The sequence below is a fragment of the Caldimonas manganoxidans ATCC BAA-369 genome, assembly GCF_000381125.1.
In the GTDB taxonomy this organism is placed as follows: domain Bacteria; phylum Pseudomonadota; class Gammaproteobacteria; order Burkholderiales; family Burkholderiaceae_C; genus Caldimonas; species Caldimonas manganoxidans.
On record NZ_KB906016.1, the window covers coordinates 1 to 1,189 of the forward strand.

Here is a 1,189-nt window from a genome sequence, read left to right on the forward strand (position 1 = left end):
CACCTGGGCCACGCCCCAGGGGCCTTCGGTGCCGGCCTTCATGCGCCGGTACACCGCGGCCGCCCCCGTGGCCGGCATCACCCCGTGCACGATGCCGTAAATCTTGTCCCGGTAGCCCAGCACCTCGGAGCAATACCGAGCCACCAGCCCGCCCATGCTGTGGGTGACCAGGATCACCTTCTCGCAGCGCGCCAGCGGACAGCCGTGAGACATTTCACGCTGGTTGTAGCGCTCGATGATCTCGTCGATACGACGGCCCAGGGCTTGGGCGGACTGGGCATTGTCGTCCAGCCAGTTGTAGCCAAAGGCATGCACCGGGAAGCGATAGCGGTAGCTCAGGCGCACTTCGTCCTCGCTCAGCAGTTGCTCGCCCACCTGCGCACCCAGTGCCTCGCGCCGGAGCTGGGCGCGCAGGCCGTTCTGGTACGAGCCGAAGTCGTTCAGGTGCTCTTCCAGCCAGCGCAGTGCGGAGCCATAGCTCATCGCCGCGATCTCACCCCAGCCCCGGCGCTTGAGCTCTTCGGCCGGCAGCTTCATGTCGGTGGGCACTTTGCCGTCGTCATCCACCACCATGACTTCGGGGCGTAGGAAGGTCTTTCTTTGCTTGGCGCTTTTGGTGGCCCAAGACAGGGCGGTCAGCTTGGAGTCCATCCGCCAACTTTCGCCTTTGTCCTTCGGCTTGAGATTGCTGCCCATCACGCCGGGCACGACGATGACGGGGATGATGCGTGTGGGGATGACATACACCAGCGCAAAGGTGTCGTCCGGTGGGCTGAGCACACTCCTCCAGATGGGCGTGCCGCGGTGGTCGAACTCGGGTTCGATCACCCGGGCTTTGCTCATGTCCAGCTCGTTGCTCATGGTCTCAGTTTTCATCGAGTAGCTTCAGGTCCAACGCGTTGGCGAAGAGATCCTTCTGCAACCCTGTAGCTCCTTGGGCATCGGTGGTGCCACGCACCACGGTGCCATCAGGGCGGGTGATCTCAAAGCGTCTGCGCGCGATGGGGCTGCCGTCTGGCCACCTCAAGACGTACTGCTCGTCGAAGGGTGTGGCCTGGGGCCAAGCGTTCATCTCGTAGGCGATGTGGCTGGGGCCCACCATCCGCTTCTGCGCGGCCTGCACCCGGATCGTGCCGGGGCATTCCACGGTGATGCCGGAGGCTTGCAGGGTGATGCGCGCGCCGCCTGC

Annotated in this window: 2 protein-coding genes; both read right to left on the reverse strand. The window is 64.6% G+C overall.

The window, feature by feature from the left end:
• A partial coding sequence (locus F615_RS0117420; protein WP_375060607.1) for an esterase/lipase family protein occupies nucleotides 1-876 on the reverse strand: 876 nt, incomplete at its 3' end.
• Nucleotides 866-1,189, reverse strand: a 324-nt coding sequence (locus tag F615_RS20260; RefSeq protein ID WP_019562416.1) for a DUF2345 domain-containing protein, incomplete at its 5' end; no start/stop codon positions are given. The genes F615_RS0117420 and F615_RS20260, both read right to left, overlap by 11 nt.